Origin of the sequence: Wolbachia endosymbiont (group B) of Episyrphus balteatus, assembly GCF_947250575.1 — a bacterium.
Lineage (GTDB): Bacteria > Pseudomonadota > Alphaproteobacteria > Rickettsiales > Anaplasmataceae > Wolbachia.
The window spans coordinates 279,796-302,689 of sequence record NZ_OX366325.1 but is presented as its reverse complement, the minus strand read 5'-3'; the positions used below and the strand labels follow the sequence as shown (position 1 = coordinate 302,689).

Here is a 22,894-nt window from a genome sequence, read left to right as displayed (position 1 = left end):
TTGCTAACCAACTTTTTTGGCTCAGTTGAATTTTGCTTGGTATAAATTAAGATATGAAATCGCAAAGTTTATCTATTAATTTCTGATTGTCCTCTATCATTGCCTTTGCCTCTTGTTGAAGAGATTTGATATTTTTTGATGTAATGTTATCCATGTCAGCCGACGCTAGCTTCAATTGCGATTGTATTCTTACGTATCTATTGCCTATTACTTGATTCATCTGATAATTTACGCAGTCCAATCCAGAGGCAAACATCACATTTAACAAAGGTTTTATCCAGCCTATTTTTCCAAATCTCTTTGAATTGGCATACTCTATGCTTCTATCTGTTCTTCCAGTACCTATCGATAACAGTAGAATATCATCATTTGGAAATAACCTCTTACCACTTGCATATGCACAAGCCGCTGGATTATTTGCAAATACCCCGCCATCCACTAATACCATTTCCTTGTGGTTGATTTTAAGATATTTAGGTGCAAAGTAAGTAGGTGCAGCCGTTGCAGCTCTGAGTGCATCTTTCAGCTTAATATTACCTTCTTTCCAGCTTTTGAAGAAAAATGGGCAATTATTCTGAATGTCGTAACTGGTAAGCAGTACATTATTTAAAGTGTTTTGTAGAGTATCATCACCAAAATATTTGTCCAATACAAATTCAATATTTTTATATGGGTATTGTGCACAGTTAAACCAAGATAATATTGATCGCCTAAAAAATGAAGACTTGAAAATATATGGTCCATATTCCCGATAGAACTCGACTAAATCATTAGCAGAATATTGAGGTTTATCTTTTTTACATAATCCAGCTACAACAATTCCACCGGTTGAGGTCCCTGCCATAAGATCAAAGATTTCAGCTATCGGTTTTCTTGTCCTTTGCTCTATTTCTGCTAGAATAATGGCTGGTATGATGCCTCTAATGCCACCTCCATCAACGGATAAAATATATTTAATCATTGTGAATTTGGGTAAAGGTATTAAGATTTAATTTTTCCGCTTAGAACGTGTAATTTAAACTCATCCAATTCCTCAGAAAGATTTTTTACCCTTTCCTCAAGTACTAACACTTTTTCCATTAAACCATATTCAATAAGTTTATCGTGAAATTGTACCCTTGAGTCTAGCTTGGATAACCACCATATAAATGCTACTGTTTGTATTAATAACGTGATAATTACTGTAATTGGGATTTTTTGATTTTGCATGTTTCTCCTAACTGTGTAATCTTTCAACTACTTCTTGTTTCCGGTTACGAAATATTACTGCTCAGATTCGTGTTCTTTTTCAGCATTATAGAGCAAGTGTATAATTTCATCGTATGGTTTATCTTTATTGTGCCGTGATCTTAGCACAGCTACATCTCTTGGGTTTTTTCCATCTATATCTCTAATATTAGGATTTGCGCCTTTCTCCAATAAAAACTTAATAACTTCTAGGTGTCCTTCACCTGCAGCGTGATGTAAAGCTATTCTTTTAAATGCATTTCTATCAAGTGCGTTTATATTTACTTTTTCCTCTTCTATTAAAAATCTGATAATGTCTAAACATCCTTTTCTTGCTGCACAATGTAATGTTGTTCCACTCAAGTTTGGAGCCATATCCTTTACTAAAAGTTTTACTATTTCTAAGTTGCAATTACTAGTAGCCACTTGTAATGTTTTGTTATAATTATCTGTAGCTTTAGATTTTTGATAGCAATAAGTAATAACAATGCATACTATTAATAGTATGAACCATACGAAATGTAGTTTATCTCTTTCATTATACTTTATTTTTTTCATATTTGGCACACAGTTTCTTCATATTAAATAGATCATTACTCATTTTTTTCTTAACATTACTTACTCAAAGATGCTGACAACATAGTAAGGTAACCCGAGCTATTTAAAGTATGCTCCGCTCTATTAATTATCCATTCACCATCTAACGCTTGATTAAAACCTAGAAGATTAAGTTTAGCTTCTGCAAAAATTTGAGGATTACCAGGCATAGTTACATCTAAAGTTTCATTGTTACGCTTCAATTGTTTCAACTTGGCATTTGCTGCACTTAGTGCTGACTCTGCATTTGAGTAAAGTTCCAGCATAATATAACTTGGCTCACCGCTACCAACTGTTTCTTTAATAGTTTCGCCCTTTTCATAGCTATGCCACTTTGCCACTACTGAATTATACTTATCACGTACGGTAAAATGCACTTTCCAATTAATTGTGTCTTGAGGTCTAATATTTGTTGTTCCTAAAGCTTTTCCTGTGGCTGATTTTGCCATGTTTTTTGAAATAAATAATATATACCCACCAGCTAATTTTGCCATTGCTTCGTTTTCTATTGCTATTTTAGTTAACAAGCTGATATCACTTTCATCTATTTGGTTGATGTGGGGTATCAATATATCCTTAAATTCCTCAGCGACTTTGTATCCATATCCATGTTTTTGAGCTATTTCTTTTACTAAGTTTTCTATGGTAATTTGGTGCCATTCTTTTGATACTTTTGCCTTCAAAGATATTCTTAAATTTGTTGCATGAGCTTTTATTAGTAGGGTCTTAGGTGGGCCTTGTATCGTAACTTCATTGACTGTATATACACCCATTGGAAAGATTCCCGTTTCCTTATAACCTAGTGCTATGTTCAATTCATTTGGAACTTCTACATTTTCATTGCCATAATCAACACATACCTCTGCGATATCATCTATAGTACCAGATTCATCAGTAAGATACACCGATATTACATGATCTTTTATTCCTTCGATGCTAAATTCAGGTTTCATTTATTCCCACACTTTTAACTTCGATTTTTTCAACTGCTCTTGTATTGTAGGTAACTTGATTTTTAATCCTGCAGGCAAAAAACTTCCATAATCTGCAAGTCCAGGATTTTCTTCCAATACTATTTCTACTGCTCCAGAGCTATGTCCATAGTGTTTAAAGCATATATAATCCAACATTTCATTTTCTTGTGCTATATAATGTAATGTCATACATAACGCCTTAAACTTAAGCTAAATTCAACCTTTTTTGCTAATCCACATGGAAAATACGACGTTTGCTTTTCTTCTAATCGTGTAATTACAAACTGCCCTAAAACATTACCCGTATTATCCACTAAAGGATAGGATACTTGATTTTCTATTGATTCCTTTAAATTTTTTAGTTGGTTTAAGCCATTAGAGTTATTAAGATAAATGACTCCTTCTAAATCTATATTTTCTACTCCCTGGCCAATATTTTGCAACAATGGAGCTTTGTGAATACACTCTATGGTATTCCAACGATTCTCTTTACTGCACCTTAACCCTGTTGGAGAAATTTTATATGGACCAAGTGAAAACATTAGTAAATAGGTTCTATTGAATCAAATAAAACATCTCGCGATTTTTCTCTTATTCTTTTTATTACTGTATCAGCAAGACTACGTACATCTTGGTTAGGTTCTGCTTTAATACTTATATTAAATGTAAAAGTTTGATTGAAAATTTTTTGTTCACACTTTTCACAGTCTTTTAAAACTTTCTCTGAATTATCTGCTACAGAACCTTTTTCTGTAATCACGCTAGCACTTTCAATATTCGTTCTACTATTCGAAATTCCACTAAAAGCATTATTATTTAATAAAGGATTTCCTTTACTAAAAACATTTCTATTTTCACTAGTTGCACTGCCTATTTTTGCTTCTACTGTTTTCTCTAATGCTTTTATTGGATTATCATTAAACAATTTTCCTATACCAATCCAATTTTCTATAGGTTTTGTAATTGATTTCCAGATACTTGAGAAAAAGTCCTTTACCTTTTGCCAATTAGCGATTACAAGTGCTGCACCAACTGATAGTCCAGCAATAGCAGCTCCTATAGGATTGGTTAGCGTTAAAGCTTTCAGTCCCATGATTACTGCTGGAATTACTCGTGCTGATAACGAAGTTAATACTGGCAAAAGTGTTCCCTGCAAAATAGCATTAAAAGTTAATAGTCCACCTCCAGCCAATGCAAATGCATAACCAAAACCTACCACTGCAATCTTGCCAATAATAAGAGCTGAAATTATGCTCATAACTCCTGTAGTCAAAATTGGACACTTCTCTGCGAACCAAGCTATACCTGTAGATATAGACCTCAAAATCTTACTTATCCAATTTAAAGTAGGTAGCATAACTGACCCTAAGTTCATTCCTAGCTCTGCTATTGTATTTTTAAGTAGCTGCAAGTTATTTGCTGTAGTGCTTGCACGGTTATTAAATTCCTTTTGCATAGATTTGTTATACTTTTCTTTATCAGCCACAAAATCTATTGCTTTTTTATATTCTTCCAAACTCCCAACTATCAATGCAATATCATCTTGATATTCTTGACCAAAGAGATTGAGAAGGATTTGTGAACGTTCCTGTCTATCTACTTTTTCTAAAGTTTCAAAAAAATGAAGTAGAGCGTTTTGCCCGTTTTCAGCAACCTTTTGTGACATTTCCTCTGCAGTGATACCTATCGATTCCAATGCTGCTTTGAACTCTTTTCCTTGCCCTTCAGCAGTTTGAAGTTTAGAAAGCAGAGCATTGACAGCAGTTGCTGCTTTTTCAGGTTGTTTACCTAAACTAATGAAGGCATTTACTAAACTACTTGTCTGATTAATATCTAAACCAAATTGTTTTGCATTACCACCCACTCTAGCAAGTGCTTCAATCATATCGTTTGCCTTAGCTGCAGTATTATCTGATAGGTAATTTATAACATCACCAACTCCTTCCATCTTCTCTACTGCAATTCCATAAATGTTAGCGAGTTTAGCTATGGAATCACCAGCTTGTTCAGCAGACATATCAAATGCTGTGGCCATTTTAGCTACTGTTGTGGTAAATTCAAGCAGCTTACCTTTGTTGATACCAAGCTGTCCGCCACTTGCAGCTATTTGTGCTAACTCTGCGGCTGATAATGGTATTTCACGGGATAATTTCTTCAATTCTCGAGTAAATATATTAGCTTCATTATCACCATTAAATTCTACTACTTTCCTAACGTCAGCCATAGCACTTTCAAAGTCAATCGCAACTTTAATTGGCGTTGCAAGCGAAAGTCCTAGTCCTATAGTTTCCATTACTTGTGATCTATAATGCGCTTTTTTTGCCAAAGCATTTTGCTGTTTTTGTATTACAGATCCTAATTTACTGTATTTTCCTTTTAGTACTTCAATAGATGAACCAAGTTTAGTTTGATCTCTCACTAAAGATTTGACATCCTTTCCACTTTTCCTGATTTCTTCATTTAATGTGTAAAGTGCATCTCTCTTTTTAATATAAGCCTCTTTTGCCTTTGATGCCGATGCTTTCAATTTTTCAAATTCATTTTTCAGTGCTTTGCTTGGTTCGTTTTTTTCCTTTTTTTCTTTAGTAATTGCTGCAGCTGATTCTTTTGCTTTCTTCTCCGCTTCCTTCCAATTCTTCATAGCTTCAAGGGCATCATGATTTAGTTGCTTAAATTTGGAAACAGATTTCATTGACGAATCAAGCTGCTTTATACTATCACCCAACTTAGAAAGCTTTGCTGCACTACCTGTCATTGCACTATTAAAACTGCCATCTAATGTTGCACCGATCTTTATTGAAAGCATTGACATTTTTTTGCTACTCCTTTACTTATTTCTATCCAGGATAAAAATTCATTTACATCCATATTAGTAATCTGCTCAATTCCACTTCCTGTTATTGAACTAAGTTTTAAAATATTGAATCTTAATTCCTCTGTTCTAAAGGCGACAAAAAATCTTTTAGCACCTTTTGTATTTCTACATAATCTTTAATACATAAATCTTCAACTGCTTCTTTTGGCACAGATGCTAGATTAGCAATTAAAGCTACCTCTTTCAAAGCTTCGCCTTCTATGCGTTCTATAGCAAGTAAATCTCTTACTTTAGGTTCACGCATCGATAACTCTGAGACAGAGATACTATCAACTGTTATTGATTCACTAAGTGTAATTGTTTTCATATTTTCCTCTAAAAAAATAAAATTTCAAATAAGTTTTCATATTCCTAAAACCGTTTGTAGCAAGGCCATTTGATCAACACCATTTATCTTTCTAATCATATTTTCAGCATCGATCTCTATTAATTCATTACCACCTATAGTAAGTTTATAGTAATGAGCAGCTATAGTACACTTCAGCGTTGCTTTTTCAGCAGGTTTCCAGCTACCAAAATCAAATTCTTTGAATATGCCTCTTAGATTGATTACTACAGCTTCAATATCGTTACTACCACTCCCTTGCATTCCACCTCTGAGCGTCAAAGATACTGAATTTCCATTTATCAACCCAAATAGCCGAAAGAGTTCTGTATCGTATTCAGAAAAAGTGAAATCTGCTTCAAGCTTTTCCATGCCCATGTCAATATTTATTGGAATATCCATACCACCAGCTCTATATTCATCTGTTTTTATGGTAAGTTTTGGCAAGGTTATTTCATCTATTTTTCCTGCATAACCACGACCATCTACAAATACGTTAAAATTTCTCAGTATTTTGGGTAACACTTCGCTTTCTCCTAACTTATTACACTATTATTTACAAGATGGGATCTGAATATTATTTGCTCAGCCGGATATGGTGGTGTAAACTCAAAGTCAAAGTATACTTTTCCGCTTGCAATATTCGCCGGTGTATTGAGTTCGGGAGTTGCATAGCATTTTCCACTGATAATCGCTCCTTGGGCTTTTAAATTGGCCAAATAAGAATTCACCCCCTCGATCACATCATCTATATAAGTTTTGGTAATATTGCGATCAACTGCCCATAAATGAGCTCGAAGTAGACTATCATTGATTAAATCTGCAGTCCTTCTCACTGACAGAAAAGCCCATTTCGAATCGTTTGAACATGTTCTATTTCCCCAAAGCCTATAGCCATTTTGATGAATTATCGTTGTTACTTCATTTTCATTTAAATGGTTTGCTCTACAATTTGTATTACCGAGCGTAAAATCAATAGGCCTGCTTGTTCCAACAATACCATTTATCTCTTTATTTGAAGGTGAGTGCCAAAATCCTTGTTCGCTATCTACTTTTGCTATTAAACCAGCTACAAATGGGCTTGCTGGCAAAATTTCTTCTTTTCCTTCAATAAATACCTTAATCCATGGATCAACTACGTAAACTCTTGAGCTGCCTACACTTTTTCTCCACTTGATTGCTTCTTCATCATTGGTATTTGGTCCATCTGCTACTATTATGCTTCTCAGCTTTTCTGCTATAGGAATTAATGCTGCAACCACTGCATCTTCTGGTAGTTGGTAAGTAAACTGAGGTGCAATTAATATTCTTGGGGCAACATGAACTATACTTTCACTACTGAGGAATGCCTCTATCCCTTGATACTCTCCAGTCTCTTTATCAACTCCTCCAATTATATTCTTCAGCGTCTCTTCTTCTTTTAATTTTGGATCGCTGTTTTCACTTTCTTCAACTCGAATAACTACTACTGTTGCACCGATTTGGGAAAATATTCCATTTACTGCAGAAGGTAAACTGCCACTCTTTCCGAGCTTTGCTGCTTCCTTTAAGCTTCCTGCAACTAACACTGGTTTATTTAGCGGAAATTTTTGCTCATCAGCTTCAGGTGCAGTACCGATTACACCTATCACTGATGATTTAGCTGCACGTACTGTTTTTGCCCCTGAGGTTACCTCAATAACATTTACTCCGTGCAAAAATTCTTCAGCCATTTCTTTGCATCTTTTGTTTAAAATCGTTTAGTAAGTTCTCTAGCTCTCGTTCACTCTTGGCTTCTTCAATTTTCCTCTTCGCCATGTCTTCCAACTCCTCGCATTTCACTATCGCTTTTACTGCTTTTTTCACTTTTTCCTCAATTATTCTTGCCATTTCAATAACCGTAATACCACGGACTTTTGCTAAAGGTTCTATAATTTCTTTATCCTTTGCATTCATAGATTCTGGTGCTGCTAAGATGTTCTCTGCGGCTTTCGCTTGAATCTCATAAGATTTAGACTTCTGGTAAGAATGTCCTGCGTATTGGTGAGTATGATTATCATAATAAAAACGCATACTATCAAGTGCAGAAAGCTTTGCATTATCCAGTAACTCCAACTCAATATCTTCTTGATTTCGCTGAGCAATTTCTCCTCCTTCTGTTAAACAATAACTTTTTTGCCAATCAAAATTCTTTGGCGCTTCATACCAATCATTTCCTGTTGGCTTATTTTCAAGTATTGTTGTTTCAATCTGCTTGTGGTTTTCAAAACGTATATAAATAGTCACAAATTCCTCCTCATCGCCATATTTGATCAGTTCGTTCTAATCCTGGACATTGCCAAGCTTTTAGCGTTCTCTCCACATCTACTTCAAGTCCTGTATTTAGAACATTGCTACGTATGTTATAAATCCCCCACTGAATAAATTGACCATAGTTGTGTACATAATTTGATGCAAGCATACCTTGACTGACTTGTGTTCTGGAACATAGGTAAGATGATGTGTAAAGTAATATTGCAACTGTTTTTCCTGCTGGAATCTCCACATTACCAGATCCGGCTAACTTGCTATCAGAACTCGTGTATTGGTAAACATTTTTCCATACTATTTTTGAAATACTTGATTTATTAGAATTAGTGTTATCAGGAGTTCCCACAAATAATCCTGCTCCCCCATACTCCGTACTCGAATACGATGATCCAACAAATTCCATTGTCTTATTTATGTTCACATTGGTTGTATTTTTTACAAATACTACTCCAAGTGCAGCATACGGGTAATAGTATATCTCATCATAACTACCAGAAAAACTTTTTGTGCATAACTCTCCGTAAATAAATGTTCCTTTACTTCCCTCTATAAAACTTAGTTGTCTTGGCCGATAAAAACTAACGTAATCTGTATTGTACGTATGGCTACCTGCTAGTAGTTGTAACATATAGTCAGTTTTTGTTATATCACTACTCCACTTTCCAAGCTCTGTCGTAAAAGTTCCGTGGCCAAAATAATTATTTTTTCTGCCAAGTACACCAAATAAGAAAGGTAATGACCCTGGTTCAACCATGTTGCGCTTTCTTATTTCATTTATAAGAGACACTTTTAACTGTTCATCCCGAGTTTTTACCTCATTTATCAGGGATGTTTTTAATTGGTTATCACGAGTTTCTATTTCCCCAATAATTGATGAGCCAGATGGTACATTATTAACAGCACGAAAATCTTCTACTAAACCTTTAAGACCATCTTTATGACTATTACTAATGCTATTTATTGCTTCAATATTGGCATTCTTTCTCGTATCAAGTAGCGATAAATTTGTTGTTCCTTTTTCATCAATTCTCTTTAATAACTGCTTCTCTGATTCAGAGATCACTGCTAAAGAACTAGCTTTTTTATTATCCAGATCAGTTAAGTGTTTTTTTGCACTATCAAGAAGTTCTTTTAGCTTACCATCAGTCATCTGTACAATTTCAGAAACTGCACTTTTGTCGACTATTGATTCCAATGCTTTAGCAAGATATGCTAATTGATCTGGTGTACTGTTTGCTGCTAAATCCTTAAGCCTCTTTTGTAGTGCATCAATTATCTCTTTTATCTCAGTCATCTGCACAATGTCAGCAATAGCTTTTTTATCTGCTATCAATTCCAGCGATTTTGCAAGATATGCCAGTTGATCAGGTGTGCTGTTTGCTGCTAAATCCTTTATCCTTTGGTATATTGCTTCTTTCATTTCCAAAAATCTAAAAAAGTCTCAAAATTAAACCGCTCAAAATTACTCTTAAGTTGATTATGCTCATCTTCTCTTTCGGTAATATCTGCATCTATTTTCTTAATTGTGGTACGGATACGAACAACATCTTGCACAGCAATGTTTTCTGGATGAGGCAAAGAGTATCCTCTACTTGTTTTATCATCTGACATTCTGCTAAGTGATAATGATTCGTAGATTTTTGACTTTTGGACGATAGACAACCGTTCCACTTAAAACCAATTTTATCCTTGTATCATTACCATTAAAATTTGATAGCACATGAGTTCTCTCTACCAAATTTTCTCCAATTGGTTTTCCTGATGTTAAATTTACTAATTGCCAATCCACGTTTTTTTGTACATATGCTTTAACATCTGCAGTGCCAGGTATCAGCGCATCATATGTTATGGTAATCTTAGTGTTAGCTCCTGCTGTAATGCTTCTTGTAACATAATCTCCGAACTCTGAAAGATTACCCAGAACTAGCTGTAACCCAGGATAGAGAACAGGACTTTTTTCTCGCCCTCCTTTTAGGCTTGCTTTTACCGTTAATTCCCCATTTATTCTTTCACGCAGCGCGAGCGGCAAATTATCAGACAAAAAGTTTTCTCTTCCCTCTTCATCTGTCAGAATAAATTCTACATTGGTATCAAATGCTACTTTTTCGACGTTCGTCAAAACAATTAAATCTGATACATTATTTACAGTAACTTTGCCCAGGTCAACAACATAAGAAACTTCACTAAATTTTGCAGCTAGTAGTCGAAACGTTAAATCTAAATTTTGATGTGGAGTCCAGGTGCTTGCATTGCTAGATGACAGTAATACTCCTACTTGATATGGTTGACTTGTTACCCAACGGCTATTTACTGCATCATATTTGCCAAGTTCTGCTATCTTTACTGCAGTACCAGGATCATCAGTAAGCAGTACTATTGCATACTCCTCTCCTGCATGGCAAAACACTGGTGGCCATTCTATACGTGTTGCTGTGCCATCTACTTTTATATCTTTCGGCTCAATATAACTTTCAGCAATGACAGTCTGCGAGGGCATTCCCACTGCTGTTTCTCTAATCTGCACAACAACAGGTTTTTTGCCTTTATTTATGAACCATAGCTCTACACCTCCTATGTGTCTGCTCTCATATAAAGTAAATGTTTGGGCTAAAGGATCAACTCTTCTTGCTGCGATCACTCTTCTTCTTTCTTCTATGGTAATTGTTTTTTTACCAGTATACGTTGCTTCTCCATAGCTTCCTTTATTCCCATAAAATTGCACCAATTTAGTACCTGCTGGAATGTTTGCTGGGATTTTTATTTTTCCCTTTAATTTTCCCTGTTTATTAGCTGTGAGCATATTTTTTACCTCTTACGCAGTGGGCTGAATATAGCTTCCTTTATTCCCATAAAATTGCACCAATTTAGTACCTGCTGGAATGTTTGCTGGGATTTTTATTTTTCCCTTTAATTTTCCCTGTTTATTAGCTGTGAGCATATTTTTTACCTCTTACGCAGTGGGCTGAATGAAGATATCATCGAACTTTACCTCCTTGAGCTTTTCACCTGGCTCAAAACCTTCAATTTCAAAATCCTGTACTGCTTCTCTCATAAATTCAGTTTCGTGTGTTCTGCTTGACAATAGCTCTGTGGTTTCCATAATATTAAAACCTCTTGTCACTGGACTTTTCCAATTAGTGGTAATCTCCGTCCAGTGGTCGATGTTTTTATTTAGGGTAACTTTTGCTGGGACTGGATCAAAAGCTTGATACGGATTAATTTTAGCCTCACTGGTCTGTAAAAGCTGCTCCAATACCGGCTCAAGTTCATACGGCAAAAGATATCTTTCTCTACCTTTTTCAATATCTGCAACTTCTACATCTATTGGCAGAACTAGCTCTCTATTTACTATTGCTGCAGACTGCGAAATTCCTTGATCGCGCATATCATCATCAAAGAATGAATCAACAAATACTCCTTTTTTGGTGGTAGGTTCTCTTGAATTTGCATCATTACGTAGACGCTCCTGTGCAACAAGTGCATAAAGATCATTTATTCCTTTTTTCATTGCTTCAAGCTCATTCATCGGTACAGCATGAATAGCATTATTCACTATTTTTACCCCTTCGCCTTTTTTCCACGTCTGATGAATGTAGCAGAGCAAAAGTTGTCCGCTAGGTGCTTTAGGCATTGATGGTCGCCAAGGGTGAGCTATACCTTTTATTCTCCTTACTACTCCTTTGCTATCGATAGTAATTAAATCAAAGCGTGGCATCTTCCAGGTGTAATCAATCAGAACCAAGCTATTATCAACTGCTCCTTTTACTTTGCATCCCTCTTCACTTATATCTTCAGGGCTTACATGAGTACGACAGCGGTAAGTTATTTGATAACTACTTCCAGGAGCTGGTTCTTTACCTGGTAATGACCAATCAACGTTTCCTGCGTTTAATTTGTAATCTATACTATTTTCATAAATAACATTGCCTTGTTTAACTTGAATAATCTCAAGTACTGCAGAGTCAGGTATCGGATCAATAGCTCCAGAGTATGAACCATGAGTAACAGTAATGGTTTTCTGAACAGTTATATCTACTTTTTTAATTTCACTTATTGGAAAATCATTAACCTTCAGTTCCATTACCCTTTGGCTATTTGGCTGAAAAGTATGTGGTTCTGACTCAACTGCTTTTATGTCCGGATCTTGATCAAAAGAAACTCGAATACTGTGAGGAAGTTCAATCTCATAGCCATCAACATGAGCTTTGCCCTCATTAATCACAAATATTTTTTTTCCTCCTTCTCCCTCTTCCTTTTGCAGGAACATTACTTCAAGACCATTTACGACATAGGAACCATTGGCTTCTTTGTCATAACGAGCAAGAGCAGTAGTTACTATATTTGCTTGTGGTGGCGGTGAATGTTCTATTAATACTCCATTTTCAATGTTATAAATTGGATAAAATTCTCCTTCAGAAAAACGTGGAGAAAGACCTTCTGCTTGATAACCCCAAATGGTGGAAACTTTAAGCCTTGCAGCTCCTACTTCCTGATAGTTTCTTGTACCAACAGCAGGATCACGAAGATTTTCGTCCTCAAGTTCTGTAATCGTAGATTCTAGATAATAAACACCTATGCGAACTATAGTACTCAGTGGAATAATAAATTCTTCTTTTTCGACTTTTCTAACTGCTCCACGAAGATAGATTTTTCCTGATTCAAGCGTAACTTTACCAGTTTCTCTATCTATAATACAATTGCTTCCTGTTATAACATCACCATCACGAAATATTGCATCGCCTATGCCTTTAAGCTTAGAGAGAGCATACTCCTGAGTTTCGTTTAATTCTGCAGATTGCAAACCTCTTCCTGCTAGAAACAAGCTTTTCTCATATTCTTTGTCAGGATTAAAGCGGTTATAATAGGCGTTTAAAGTCATTTTATGCTAGAAAAATTCAAAAAGTTACAACAAATGAAAAAGTTTCCCGAGTTGCTGCAGTTCTGATAAGTGGTACTGTATGTTCTAAAACTAACAAAATTCCGGGATTTTCCACGTCTTTTGGTTCAAAATATCTCTGTCCTATAGGTAACCCTTCTTTTACTTTAGTACCAACCATAACCCCAAGTTCCCTGATAACTTGATTTGCAGCGTCGTTAAAATCGAAAGTAAATTTGAGATAGAGATTATTAGTTGGTACATTAGAGGGTTTAAACCTACCTGTAGGAGTTATAAGCTCTCCATTCTCATCACCTATGCAGAATAGTACTTCATCTGCAGTACGTCTGCCAAGCTCATTGAGCAGTTTTTCAGAAGTTATCAGCTCTGGTGGTGTGCTTTCACTATATTCTACAGTAACTGCACTATTTGCCGTGATAGAGCTATTTTCCGTAAGTTTTATTACACCAGTACTGCTATCAACTATATAATCTATACTTGGCTGATAAGTTGTTTGTCCTGTAAAAACCCTTACATCTTTAATAGTGTGGTGATCTAGAGCTATTTCACCCTCAACAAAAACTTTTTCGACCTGATGGCTACTTCCAGAGCTTGAATCACCACTTCCCCAAGCAAGATGTAGAGATTGCTCTTTTATGCTGGCTGCTATTGCTGCTCTACCTGATTGTGTAAGAATTGACATTTGAAAGTTTGACCCCTATATTATATATGTACGATGACTTCAAAATTCGTCCGCAAAAATCAAAATATTTTTTTATATCAGAAAAATTTTTTAGGAGAATAGCTCAGCTCCACAGCTAAATTTTCCAACACCACGAGCAAATGGTCCGCTAGGAATGTCAAGCCATTTATCTTCTTTTGAACCAGTAGCCATTCCCTTAACCAGCTTCCGTGCTTGTAACAGCTCTTGAACTATACGCTCCATTCTATCTCTTCCTATACTGTGAAACTCCTCAGGTAGTCTATGCCGCTGTTTATACACTCCTGTACTTCCTGTATGGGTAAATGGATGTCCAGAAATTGCTGCTCGTGTAATTGCAGTTATAAGATGCTGCTTTGAATCTTTTTCGTTCATATTTTTTATTCTTAATCTTTCAGTTATGTCCTCTAACAATCCTGTTTCTTCATTTCTTAAATAGGTGCGTAAAGTGCGATCAGCCAAACCGTTTGCTTTAACAATTGCTCCATAAAATAATGCGTTCTGTCTTACAGATTCTCCTATTGATTTAAAAATTGTCGGTTTAGCTGCATCTTCCACAGACCAAAAAGCGTATGAACACCTAACACCATTAACAAGAGCAGATGTACCTCTAATGGCATCACGTGCTTGCTCAACAGTCGATATAGGTTTTTCACTTTTTGGCTTTCTCATATGATGGGCAGTAATTATTGATGCTCCAGTGCTACCTGCTAAATCAGATAATAAAGACATCAAATAATCGCCTACGGCTGGGTCAGTATTTAAATCAGCATGCACAAATGATGCAAGTGGATCAAATACGATTAATTTTAAGTCTTTTATTTTATTAAGTTGTTTTGTTATAGATTCAAATTCAGGAGAAGTCTCTATAACTTTACCTGAAACACTCTTTATGATTGTAAGTGATCCACTAACATTTGGTAATGGTACAATAAAGAGCCTATCCTTATATTTTAATCTCTCGCATTGCGAATCAAGACGTTCTAAACGACGATGTATTTCACTCATATCATCTTCTGCAGAGAATATTACAACAGATCCATGTTCAGTAACTAAAGGACCAAAACCACATGGCTGATCTTTTCTACTCGCAACTTTCAGTGCTAAATCAAGCAGAAGCATACCTTTACCAGTATCTCCCATTGCAGCTAGAATAGATGTCACTCCTAAAGGAAATAACCCTTCAACAAGAAACTTTTGCTCTGGTACTGGACCTATAAAACGTTCTACGCTCCATTCTTGAATATTAAGCAATTGCTTAACAATTACTTTTCTCGAGTTACTTTCAATGAATTCAGAAATATCTATATTTGTTTGTACGCTATCTGCTGCATCCCATCCCTTTGGTTTATTCTCCGGTATTTCAAGAAGAGTAAGTGATAAAACACCAAGAAAAGTAAGCTTTTTCACAACTTTCTCAGCATATTGTTTACCTGGTTCATCATTGTCTGGCCAAATAATAACATGCTTACCCTTAAGTGGTGACCAGTCTGTTTTTTCTATTGGTGCATTTGCTCCTAACATTGCAGTTGTGGCAGTCATACCTTGCTCTATCAGAGCATCTGCACACTTTTCACCTTCAACTAAAATCACCTTATCAGATTTCATGATACCTGGAATATTATATAAAGGTCTAATTTGTGGTGGAGTAAAACTAGACCTTTTTACATCAAAAGGAAGATATCTTTTTCTTGAATCAGTGTTATAACGATAAACTGTAGCAATCACTTGATCACTTTCATCGTAATAGTTCCATGATGCCGTTGGTTGTCCCAGAGTGTTATTTTTTTCCGAATAACCAATCCACTTAGCAATATCTTCTATCGTGTCAGTAAATTGATTTTTTCCAGTAACAGCAGCCCAAAGATCAAAAATATCTCCTCCTTCTTCGGTAGAAAAATCGTGCCATAATCCTGCTTTATTGCCAGTTAACTCTACTATCATACTTTGTCCTTTATTGCCTTGTAGATTACCTACATAGAACTTATCACCACGAAAAGTTCCTCTTGGCAGTAAATAAGAAAGACATGACCTTATATTTGATAGGAGTTGAGTTTTTAACTGTTCTTTCTCCCCTAATAATTTATAACGTCCATTTCTTTGTGAACAACAAATATCCATATCTACCTGAAGAATTTGTGTTTTTTATGTTCTAGCTATAACATTAGCAGTTTTCCAACATCCATTAATCTTGTTGATGAATTTTGTTGGTATAGATCTACCGTTTCTAAGTTCATATACTACTTGCAAGATATTTGTACGTTTATTGGGTTGAAATATTACTATTCCAGATGTATAAAAACTTCTTAAAGCATTAGCACCAACGAGAGCTTGAAATGGATTCTTTTCCAATGTAGAGGTAGATACTTTTTTGGTGTGATTTGTAATGATTATTCCAGCCATAGGGTTAATCTTGGAACGTAGTTTTTCTATTGCATGCTGCAGACCATTGTTAACGGAATTATAAGGAGAATCAATCACAACTAAATCAAACTTTTCAGCTATCATATCTTTTATTTTTTCTATACCTTCTTCATTTAAGGTTAAGTTCATCTTGTTCGTCACAACTAAGTTTTCTTTTGCTAAATGAGGAAGTTTGTTGAGTTGTTGTATACGTTCTCTAATATAGTCATATTCCATTTCATTTTGTAGATAGAATATTTTTAGCGGTCTTGTAGGTTTCATGCCAAGAAATGATCTTCCTGCGGCCAGATGTACTAATAGAGAAAGAAGAAAATGACTTTTGCCAATCTTTGGAGTACCACCTATGACCAAAAGACCACCTGGTGTCAAAATTCTTGGGCCTATTATATCTTGTGGCATTGGTGATTTGTCGTTTAAGTAATGGTTTATAGAAAATGCTTTTTCTTCGTTTTGTTTTTCTTGCAGTATGGAACTTCTTTCATCTTTACCGTTCAACCATGTCTCAGCAGAATCTATATTACCTTTAACTAAAGTCCAAAGATCTATTATATTTCCTTTCTTTTCTTCGATCAGGTTGTACCAATTTCCTGCATTTTCTCCTTCCATTTCAACTATTATCTTATTTCCATTTCTACTTCCAATATAGAATTTATCTTGGTAAGATTTGCCATCAGGCAACAAATAAGATAAACAATCTTTGATATTATCAATTAATAACGATTTTACTTTCAAAGCATTTTTAGATGAAAAATCCATAAAGTTCTCCTTGTTTATTCCAAATTTGTTCAACATATTTTTTAGACGTTTAAAGTCAAGATTAGCCAGCTCACAAACAGTTTCAAAAGATCGTGAGCGAATCCATTGACAAGCCTCTTTTTTAAGTTTAGGGTTTCTTCCTACTGCATCCTGAATAGCTCTAGTAATAACAGCAGCCCACAACTTTCCTTCGTCATACTTCAAAATGGCAACCAATCATCTTGAAAACTTTTTTGTAATTCTGGAGTAATAACTGTAGTAATCCTATTTCTATCTCCGTATGTATTATTAGTTTCAACGCCTACTTTCGCTGTAAACTCTAAATCGTTGAAATCAGCTATAGAGTTGATTTTTCTAGCAGTAACTGCTTTCTCTGAAGTGTCATTTGCATGAATATTTCTGGATGATTCCAAAATACTACGCAGCATAGAACGTCCAGATTCTCCCCAGATGTCTTCTTCACCTTCTGCTTTGCCATTTTTGATACCTATAATCTGAAAAATCTTGCGTTTTGCATATGGGCCTTCAGTGACAGTAAATTCTACATTTAAATAGATACTGCCAGTAGTGTAGTTTTTAGTGAACCAATTTTCATAACCTCCAGGCTTTATTGCCATTTTTACCTTGACTATTGTACCTTTTGGTATTAAACTGCTTTGCAGTTTCGCGTTATTAAAATCAGTTAAAAAATCTTGTAGCATACGCTCTCCTATAAGTTGACTTTAAAGTGAAAATTAGCTATTCCATTAGCTGCCAATGACCATTTATCTTATCGACAAGTTTATTTTGCACGCGTTCACCATTACGAAGCTCAAATACTATCTGGCGTACACTACTTTCTTCATCATGAGCAAACATCACCATACCAGTACTGTAAAATCCACGTAAAGATCCAGCACCACTTAGGCCTTGGAATGGATCTTCTTCGAGCATCTTTTTTGATAATTTTTTTGTATGATGAGTAAGTACAATACAAGCATCTGGATTGACAGCACTGCGTAGCTTTTCAAGAGTCTTTTGCAGAAAAAACAGCATAGCACTATTGTCATTTTCATTTCCATATTCACTGCTAAAGATGTTACGTAATGGATCTATGGCCAAAACATCAGGTTTAAAGCGTTCATTTACAATCTCCTTAATTTCACTTATTTCATCATGATTAAATGATAAGTGCACTTTTGGCGTAATGATTAAGTTGTTAGCAGCTACATTCAAAAGTTCATTATCAAGTTGTTGCAAACGTTCTTTCATATATTCATATTCAATTTCAGTTTGCATGTAGAAGATTTTCAAAGGTCTATTTGGTGTCATACCGAGAAATGATCTACCAGCAGCCATGTAAACAAGCCAAGAGATCAAAAAGTCGCTTTTGCCAATCTTAGGAGGGCCACCAAATACTAACAAACCTCTTTTAGTTAGAATTCTTGGTGAGATTATATCCTCTGGTATTGGCGATCGATCGTCCAAGTATTCTTTCACACTGAAAAAAGGAATTTTTTGACCAATAGTTAAAAAGTTTTGTAGCATATAATAACCTCCTATATGTTGGGCGTGACAGGTTGAATTGCAAAAGCTTTAGTTTTAATTTTTGTAAGAAGTTTTCCTAGATGCGGTTCTTCAACCATATTAAGGCAACCACTTCGATCTTTAGCAGGATATCCCCAAGAATTAATCGTCTGACAGACAAATGAACGAACCTCTGTACCATCATCTTTCTTGATTCCAACCATACTGATTACCTCATCAACAATACCTGGAATTTCACTTGCAGTTTTAGCTCCTTCACATTGAGGTAGCCAAGTTGAGCGATTGAAATCATCGAGGTATTGTCCAAGAGTTCCAACTGTAATGATGTCTTTATTTGGAATATGTTGAAACTGATTGAGCCAAGCCATCATTTCTTGAGCAAGTAACCCGTAAGCAGCTCTCATATCTTGTTTTCCTGATCTTTCAGAAAAAGCTTCAGGTTGCATTTTTGCCCACAATAGACATAAACGCGAGGCTACTGTAATACTATCGATAAAAATACATCGATACTTGAGAAACTCTGAAGCAAGCTCTTTGTATTTACTGGATACATGCTCATAGTGTTTTTGGCTATATGCTGAGTCAGATTTTAACGCAGGATTAGGACCACCTATGAGACATGCAATATCTCTTGCCTCATTCCAAGTACGAATACTTACAGAATCCCCTTGCCAATCTTGAACAGCAAGTAAACCTGCCTCAAAATCAAGACAAAGTGTTGGTTCATTTATGGTCTTTAAGAGACTAGTTTTACCTATACCATAAGGACCAAAGATGACCATTTTTATACCTGTTTGAACTTTTAGCCGTTCATTGCTGTTCATTATTTTCATTTTTCTCCCAGTACCTAAATATATATGTACGATGACCTAGGCAATTCGTCCGCAATTTGCAAAAAAAAATTTTGAGCAAATATAATCGAGAGCTTATAACTTCTCTAAAACTGAGAATTTATCGCGTATTCGTTCTAGTGTGCGATAGATAGTTGTCTTTGGTATTTTGGTTATTACAGAAACTTCAGTAATAGTAAATACCTTAAGTAATTGACATAAATTACTATCTTTTTCAGACAAAGTTGAAATTATATTATTTATGTCAGTGCGAATTATCGCTTCGATTTCCGAGTTCCTATGATCTGGAATATCGTCGTTTATATCATCAAAAGTTATATTACGTTTTAGACATAACTGATTGCGTAACATATTGCGAGCACAATAATTAGCTAATCTAGCAACGAAAGTACTAAAACTACTTCTTTTCTCATCGTGCTGGTTAAGATATTGCCAAACCTGACAAAAAAGCTCTTGTTCTATATCTTCGAGACTTTCGTTAATAAAACAGCTTTTGGATTTAAGGCGCGAAGCTTGAAATCTCACATGTTTAACAATTGTAGAATCGATTCCTTGATAAGAATTCTTCATAAAAACTCCAAAAGTTTCATGAATAGAGATTTTTACCAAGACTTTGTATGACTAATTTATTATAAAAAAGTAGTAATAATTTTTTTATCTAAAAGAATAAAATCTTTAAAAATTAAAATAAGATTTAAACGTTTTGATACACTACTGAAGCTACTTTTTCATAGGTAAAAAACTACCAATTTCGTACCTAATTTCTGAGTTACTAATTAGTATTTCAGAAAGCAGTAATCGTTAAGTTATTGATAATATTGTCTTTTTTATGTTCTATTCCTAAAAGCCGTTTCTAAAGTTAAGTGGCTAAAATCGGCCAGTAAAGAGGGTTTACGGATTACTGAAGTCTTATATATATTATATATATATTTAAATACAGGTAAAATATAATATATAATAATATAAATATTGGCGTAATATAAGTTATGTAAAATAGTTATTAAGATAAGTAAAGATGAAAAAAACTCAAATGGCAGGATATGAAATTTTTTTTAATTTTTTTTCAAAATTGCGGACGAATTTGCGAGTCATCGTACATATATATTATACAGGGCATTGAACTTTAATTACACAAAGGAGTTTTTGTACGTCAATCTTAACGCTAGATCTCGGCAAGCAAACCGGCTGGGCAATTCTAACAGATGGAGTAATTGAAAGTGGAAGCAAAAGCTTTCATGGTAGCCGTTTCAGTGGAGGTGGAATGTGTTTTTTAAGTTTTCACAATTGGCTTAATTCTTTGAAACATGAGTTCACTGCAGTGTATTTTGAGGAAGTAAGAAGACATCTAGGAACTGATGCAGCGCATTGCTATGGCGGTTTTCTCGCAGTTCTGTCTGCTTGGTGTGAAGAGAACAATATTCCCTACCAAGGTGTTAATGTTAAAACTATAAAACGCTTTATAACAGGCAAAGGCAATGCAAGTAAGAGTGAAGTTATTGAAGCGATACGTGAAAAAAGTTTTTCACCTAGAGATGATAATGAGGCCGATGCTTTGGCATTAATGTTCTATATTAGTAAAGATATTAATAAGACAAAAAACCCATAAAAAGTGGGTCCTTTCGGCCATAATGGCGGGTTTGGTGGGTTCGACCCCAGGCCTTCTTTAGCGTCAGAGATATTTTGAATATTAACTTTTTAATTATTAAGATATGAATTTAGCAATCCACTATTATCCTACTCAAAATCTGGTCGAATATGAGCGTAATCCACGTAAAAATGATGACGTAGTAAATAGAATGTGTGCTTCAATCAGGGAATTTGGCTTTCGTATACCAATAGTTGCAAAAAGCGATGGCACTGTGGTTGATGGTCATTTAAGACTTAAAGCAGCAAGAAAACTTGGTATGGAAAGTATACCAGTGGTCTTAAGTGATAATTTAAATGAACCACAAACTAAAGCTTTTCGATTACTGGCAAATCAATCAGCTAATTGGGCAAAGTGGGATGATGAGCTTTTGAAAGTAGAAATTCAAGAGTTAGAAGATTTACAGTTTGATCTTAAAATGACTGGATTTGAATTAGAAAAAGTTCAACATTTCCTTGATGATTTAGATAGTGAAAAAGAAGATTTTTCTGACTTGGTTGGTGATGACAAAAAGGTAGAAATAACAAAACCAGGTGATCTATGGATTTTAGGTGATCATCGAATCTATTGTGGTGATAGCTCTGTAGTTGAATCATATAAAGCGCTGTTAGATGATAAAATGGCAGACATTACTGTTTGTGATCCTCCATATAACGTTGATTATGGTAGCAGTCAAGAAAGAGAGGATAAAAAGATACTAAACGATAATCAAGGTGAAAAGTATGAGCTTTTTCTCTATGATATTTGTACTCATATTTTAGCATATACTAAAGGTGCAATTTACATCTGTGCATCATCATCAGAGTTTTCAACGTTGCAAAAAGCATTTGAGGAAGCGGGAGGAAAATGGTCAACTTTTATCATTTGGGCGAAGAATCACTTTACGCTAGGAAGATCAGATTATCAAAGACAATACGAAGCAATGCTTTATGGATGGAAAAGCGGCAATAAACGTGAGTGGCATGGCGGTAGAAATCAAAGTGATCTGTGGTTTTATGACAAGCCAACGCACAATACACTACATCCAACGATGAAGCCAGTAGAGCTAATGGAAAGAGCAATAGTAAACAGCAGTAGACCAGGAGATATAGTACTTGATCCATTTAGCGGCTCTGGAAGTACACTAATTGCCTGTGAGAGGACAGGAAGAATCTGCAGAACAATAGAGCTAGATCCCAGGTTTGTAGATGTAACGATAAAACGTTGGCAGGTGTATACGGGGAGAGATGCTATTCTTGCTGATACTGGAAAGACTTTTGCACAAATTCAAGAATCAAGACAGTAAGGGGCGAAATAAGGAAAAAAAGAGGGGAAAGAAAGTTGGAAGAAGGGAAAATCACGCAGACGGAATGGGCAAGAGAGATAGGAGTATCAAAGCAATATGTCTGTTATTTAGTAAAAAAAGGAATAGTTGAGTTGGAGGATGGTTTGATCAATAGAGAACAAGCAAATGAAGCGGTGGCAGCAATAAGAGATCCAAGTCAGCCACTTAGGAGGAAAAATCCAGAAAACGAAAATACAAATAACCTTTCTACAATGTTGCTAAAAACGCGAATAAAAAATGAGATGGAACGTGGTAAACTGCTTGAGGCGAAAGCTAAGGCTGAGATTGGTGAACTTGTAGCAGTAGAGGAAGTAAAGCGCGATGCATTTAATGTAGCAAGAGTTGTCCGTAATAATCTGCTTAATATTCCAAATAGAGTTTCAGCGCTGCTTGCATCACTGAGTGACACTGAAAAAATTCATGGAACATTGACCGAGGAAATTACAAACTCACTTGAAGAGTTATCTAATATTAAATTTTAAA

At 35.3% G+C, this 22,894-nt stretch carries 26 protein-coding genes; 3 read left to right on the top strand and 23 right to left on the bottom strand.

Annotation, left to right across the window (positions count from 1 at the left end; all coding sequences use genetic code 11):
- Positions 1 to 46: 46 nt before the first annotated feature.
- From OOL05_RS01525 to OOL05_RS01415, 23 genes are all read right to left on the bottom strand, one after another.
- The gene (locus OOL05_RS01525; protein WP_264337051.1) at positions 47 to 961 is read right to left on the bottom strand and encodes a patatin-like phospholipase family protein; all 915 of its coding nucleotides are present in this window, start codon (positions 959 to 961) and stop codon (positions 47 to 49) included.
- 20 nt (positions 962 to 981) lie between these two features.
- Positions 982 to 1,209, bottom strand: coding sequence for a hypothetical protein (locus tag OOL05_RS01520; protein ID WP_007302999.1), 228 nt, complete (start codon positions 1,207 to 1,209; stop codon positions 982 to 984).
- Positions 1,210 to 1,263: 54 nt separating this feature from the next.
- Positions 1,264 to 1,785 (bottom strand): ankyrin repeat domain-containing protein, encoded by a 522-nt coding sequence (locus OOL05_RS01515; protein ID WP_264730524.1) that lies wholly within the window; start codon positions 1,783 to 1,785, stop codon positions 1,264 to 1,266.
- A 56-nt stretch (positions 1,786 to 1,841) separates the two neighbouring features.
- On the bottom strand, positions 1,842 to 2,777 hold the full coding sequence (locus tag OOL05_RS01510) for a contractile injection system protein, VgrG/Pvc8 family (RefSeq protein ID WP_264374858.1): 936 nt from the start codon (positions 2,775 to 2,777) through the stop codon (positions 1,842 to 1,844).
- Positions 2,778 to 2,987 (bottom strand): tail protein X, encoded by a 210-nt coding sequence (locus OOL05_RS01505; protein ID WP_236514914.1) that lies wholly within the window; start codon positions 2,985 to 2,987, stop codon positions 2,778 to 2,780.
- On the bottom strand, positions 2,984 to 3,340 hold the full coding sequence (locus OOL05_RS01500) for a phage tail protein (protein WP_236514916.1): 357 nt from the start codon (positions 3,338 to 3,340) through the stop codon (positions 2,984 to 2,986). The genes OOL05_RS01505 and OOL05_RS01500 overlap by 4 nt, the downstream gene beginning before the upstream one ends.
- Complete coding sequence (locus OOL05_RS01495) at positions 3,340 to 5,610, bottom strand: phage tail tape measure protein (protein WP_236514918.1); 2,271 nt, start codon at positions 5,608 to 5,610, stop codon at positions 3,340 to 3,342. The genes OOL05_RS01500 and OOL05_RS01495 overlap by 1 nt, the downstream gene beginning before the upstream one ends.
- A gap of 115 nt (positions 5,611 to 5,725) precedes the next feature.
- Positions 5,726 to 5,980 (bottom strand): phage tail assembly protein, encoded by a 255-nt coding sequence (locus OOL05_RS01490; protein ID WP_236514921.1) that lies wholly within the window; start codon positions 5,978 to 5,980, stop codon positions 5,726 to 5,728.
- Positions 5,981 to 6,016: 36 nt separating this feature from the next.
- Positions 6,017 to 6,523: a phage major tail tube protein gene (locus OOL05_RS01485; protein WP_236514923.1), complete on the bottom strand. Its 507-nt coding sequence runs from the start codon at positions 6,521 to 6,523 to the stop codon at positions 6,017 to 6,019.
- 11 nt (positions 6,524 to 6,534) lie between these two features.
- Entirely contained in the window at positions 6,535 to 7,710 is a 1,176-nt protein-coding gene (locus OOL05_RS01480; protein ID WP_264730520.1) for a phage tail sheath subtilisin-like domain-containing protein, read from the bottom strand.
- Positions 7,703 to 8,263, bottom strand: coding sequence for a hypothetical protein (locus OOL05_RS01475; RefSeq protein ID WP_264337384.1), 561 nt, complete (start codon positions 8,261 to 8,263; stop codon positions 7,703 to 7,705). Before OOL05_RS01475 ends, OOL05_RS01480 begins: the two co-directional genes overlap by 8 nt.
- 10 nt (positions 8,264 to 8,273) lie before the next feature.
- A complete protein-coding gene (locus OOL05_RS01470) occupies positions 8,274 to 9,707 on the bottom strand; it encodes a hypothetical protein (protein ID WP_236514927.1) in 1,434 nt (477 codons plus the stop codon).
- Positions 9,704 to 9,898 (bottom strand): hypothetical protein, encoded by a 195-nt coding sequence (locus tag OOL05_RS01465; RefSeq protein WP_096097256.1) that lies wholly within the window; start codon positions 9,896 to 9,898, stop codon positions 9,704 to 9,706. Before OOL05_RS01465 ends, OOL05_RS01470 begins: the two co-directional genes overlap by 4 nt.
- Positions 9,899 to 9,902: 4 nt before the next feature.
- Entirely contained in the window at positions 9,903 to 11,087 is a 1,185-nt protein-coding gene (locus OOL05_RS01460) for a hypothetical protein (protein ID WP_264730517.1), read from the bottom strand.
- A 12-nt stretch (positions 11,088 to 11,099) separates the two neighbouring features.
- Positions 11,100 to 11,225, bottom strand: coding sequence for a hypothetical protein (locus OOL05_RS01455; RefSeq protein WP_264730515.1), 126 nt, complete (start codon positions 11,223 to 11,225; stop codon positions 11,100 to 11,102).
- 12 nt (positions 11,226 to 11,237) lie between these two features.
- Positions 11,238 to 13,166 carry a DUF4815 domain-containing protein gene (locus OOL05_RS01450; protein WP_264730514.1) on the bottom strand — a complete coding sequence of 643 codons (1,929 nt, stop codon included), beginning with the start codon at positions 13,164 to 13,166 and terminating at the stop codon, positions 11,238 to 11,240.
- Positions 13,167 to 13,182: 16 nt separating this feature from the next.
- Positions 13,183 to 13,866, bottom strand: coding sequence for a hypothetical protein (locus OOL05_RS01445; protein WP_143688743.1), 684 nt, complete (start codon positions 13,864 to 13,866; stop codon positions 13,183 to 13,185).
- 90 nt (positions 13,867 to 13,956) lie between these two features.
- Complete coding sequence (locus tag OOL05_RS01440) at positions 13,957 to 16,005, bottom strand: AAA family ATPase (RefSeq protein WP_264730512.1); 2,049 nt, start codon at positions 16,003 to 16,005, stop codon at positions 13,957 to 13,959.
- Between the two features lie 24 nt (positions 16,006 to 16,029).
- Positions 16,030 to 17,280, bottom strand: coding sequence for an AAA family ATPase (locus tag OOL05_RS01435; RefSeq protein WP_264730510.1), 1,251 nt, complete (start codon positions 17,278 to 17,280; stop codon positions 16,030 to 16,032).
- Positions 17,265 to 17,765, bottom strand: coding sequence for a hypothetical protein (locus OOL05_RS01430; protein ID WP_264686981.1), 501 nt, complete (start codon positions 17,763 to 17,765; stop codon positions 17,265 to 17,267). The genes OOL05_RS01435 and OOL05_RS01430 overlap by 16 nt, the downstream gene beginning before the upstream one ends.
- 37 nt (positions 17,766 to 17,802) lie before the next feature.
- Positions 17,803 to 18,591 (bottom strand): AAA family ATPase, encoded by a 789-nt coding sequence (locus OOL05_RS01425; protein ID WP_226079816.1) that lies wholly within the window; start codon positions 18,589 to 18,591, stop codon positions 17,803 to 17,805.
- 11 nt (positions 18,592 to 18,602) lie between these two features.
- Entirely contained in the window at positions 18,603 to 19,424 is an 822-nt protein-coding gene (locus tag OOL05_RS01420) for an ATP-binding protein (protein ID WP_253303119.1), read from the bottom strand.
- A 93-nt stretch (positions 19,425 to 19,517) separates the two neighbouring features.
- The gene (locus OOL05_RS01415; RefSeq protein WP_019236463.1) at positions 19,518 to 20,012 is read right to left on the bottom strand and encodes a sigma-70 family RNA polymerase sigma factor; all 495 of its coding nucleotides are present in this window, start codon (positions 20,010 to 20,012) and stop codon (positions 19,518 to 19,520) included.
- 583 nt (positions 20,013 to 20,595) lie between these two features.
- Here OOL05_RS01415 and OOL05_RS01410 point away from each other — a divergent pair.
- The 3 genes from OOL05_RS01410 (at position 20,596) to OOL05_RS01400 (ending at position 22,893) form a co-directional block, all read left to right on the top strand.
- Positions 20,596 to 21,048 carry a crossover junction endodeoxyribonuclease RuvC gene (locus OOL05_RS01410; RefSeq protein WP_226079873.1) on the top strand — a complete coding sequence of 151 codons (453 nt, stop codon included), beginning with the start codon at positions 20,596 to 20,598 and terminating at the stop codon, positions 21,046 to 21,048.
- 103 nt (positions 21,049 to 21,151) lie between these two features.
- The gene (locus tag OOL05_RS01405) at positions 21,152 to 22,372 is read left to right on the top strand and encodes a DNA modification methylase (RefSeq protein ID WP_264730507.1); all 1,221 of its coding nucleotides are present in this window, start codon (positions 21,152 to 21,154) and stop codon (positions 22,370 to 22,372) included.
- A gap of 35 nt (positions 22,373 to 22,407) precedes the next feature.
- Positions 22,408 to 22,893 (top strand): hypothetical protein, encoded by a 486-nt coding sequence (locus OOL05_RS01400; protein WP_236514944.1) that lies wholly within the window; start codon positions 22,408 to 22,410, stop codon positions 22,891 to 22,893.
- Position 22,894 lies beyond the last annotated feature (1 nt).